This is a genomic window from Photobacterium nomapromontoriensis, from assembly GCF_050336815.1.
In the GTDB taxonomy this organism is placed as follows: Bacteria; Pseudomonadota; Gammaproteobacteria; order Enterobacterales; family Vibrionaceae; genus Photobacterium; species Photobacterium nomapromontoriensis.
The window spans coordinates 1-2,035 of the sequence record NZ_JAKJSL010000010.1; the positions used below are offsets into that span (position 1 = coordinate 1).

Genomic DNA, 2,035 nt, shown 5'->3' on the forward strand with positions numbered 1-2,035 from the left:
CCTACATACTTGAACCTGGACGACCGTCGCCAGGCCCACCTAGCCTTCTCCGTCCCTCCATCGCAGTTATAAGAAGTACGGGAATATTAACCCGTTTCCCATCGACTACGCCTTTCGGCCTCGCCTTAGGGGTCGACTCACCCTGCCCCGATTAACGTTGGACAGGAACCCTTGATCTTCCGGCGAGGGAGTTTTTCACTCCCTTTATCGTTACTCATGTCAGCATTCGCACTTCTGATACGTCCAGCATGCCTTACGACACACCTTCAACCGCTTACAGAACGCTCCCCTACCCAATGTGAACAAGTCACATTGCCGCAGCTTCGGTGTATAGCTTAGCCCCGTTAAATCTTCCGCGCAGGCCGACTCGACCAGTGAGCTATTACGCTTTCTTTAAATGATGGCTGCTTCTAAGCCAACATCCTGGCTGTCTGAGCCTTCCCACATCGTTTCCCACTTAGCTATAACTTTGGGACCTTAGCTGGCGGTCTGGGTTGTTTCCCTCTCCACGACGGACGTTAGCACCCGCCGTGTGTCTCCCGGATAGTACTTACTGGTATTCGGAGTTTGCAAAGGGTTGGTAAGTCGGGATGACCCCCTAGCCTTAACAGTGCTCTACCCCCAGTAGTATTCGTCCGAGGCGCTACCTAAATAGCTTTCGGGGAGAACCAGCTATCTCCAGGTTTGATTGGCCTTTCACCCCTAGCCACAAGTCATCCGCTAATTTTTCAACATTAGTCGGTTCGGTCCTCCAGTAAGTGTTACCTCACCTTCAACCTGCCCATGGCTAGATCACCTGGTTTCGGGTCTAATCCTAGCAACTGTACGCCCAGTTAAGACTCGGTTTCCCTACGGCTCCCCTAAACGGTTAACCTTGCTACTAAAATTAAGTCGCTGACCCATTATACAAAAGGTACGCAGTCACCCAACAAGTGGGCTCCTACTGCTTGTACGTACACGGTTTCAGGTTCTATTTCACTCCCCTCACAGGGGTTCTTTTCGCCTTTCCCTCACGGTACTGGTTCACTATCGGTCAGTCAGGAGTATTTAGCCTTGGAGGATGGTCCCCCCATGTTCAAACAGGATAACACGTGTCCCGTCCTACTCGTTTTCACTCGTTATGCGTTACCGGTTACGGGGCTATCACCCTGTATCGCTGTGCTTTCCAGCACATTCACCTGACGCAAGACTAGCTTAAGGGCTAATCCGGTTTCGCTCGCCGCTACTGCCGGAATCTCGGTTGATTTCTATTCCTCGGGGTACTTAGATGTTTCAGTTCCCCCGGTTCGCCTCGTTACGCTATGTATTCACGTAACGATACTTACTTATGCAAGTGGGTTTCCCCATTCGGAAATCCCAGTCTCAGGTGGCTTTTACTGCCTAAACTGGGCTTATCGCAAGTTAATACGTCCTTCATCGCCTCTGACTGCCAAGGCATCCACCGTGTACGCTTAGTCACTTAACCATACAACCCCAAGAGGTTTCGCTCTTAGTTTTCACTTAGAAAGTGAAATAAGTTGGTCAAACAACCAAGGTTTGCGTCRTTATCTTCGATCAAGAAAGATAAGGACTTTGGTTTTTCGCCGGACTCATTGTTTACTTTCACTTTTAAAAAGTGAAAACAAACTACAGACACTTGAATGTGTTTGTGTTGAGAACTCGTTTTACCACTCTTATAAAGAGACGATAAAACTATTTGTTAATTCAATCATTCGATTGAATTTACTAGTCAGCTTTCCAGATTGTTAAAGAGCATTGTGTTTCGTTATCTCCGAAGAGATCAAAGAACCACTTTCTAATGATTTTCGGCGTCAACAATGCGGACTTAACAAAGTAACCTTCGTTAAACCTGCGATTTTGTGCAGAAAATTCTTAGAGAGTGGTGGGCGATACCGGGCTCGAACCAGTGACCCCCTCCTTGTAAGGGAGGTGCTCTCCCAACTGAGCTAATCGCCCACATAATGTGGTATTTTCAATGATTATTTCGTTAGCGGTGATGATAGATTTGAACTGAGACGCGCAGTGTGCATAAAGC

1 tRNA gene and 1 rRNA gene are annotated in these 2,035 nt (G+C 47.9%); both read right to left on the minus strand.

The features are described from left to right. Window positions 1-1,465: ribosomal RNA gene (locus L4D12_RS00605) — 23S ribosomal RNA — on the minus strand; the annotation flags it as partial. Between the two features lie 415 nt (window positions 1,466-1,880). After that, a tRNA-Val gene (locus tag L4D12_RS00610) sits at window positions 1,881-1,956 on the minus strand. Between the last annotated feature and the right edge of the window lie 79 nt (window positions 1,957-2,035).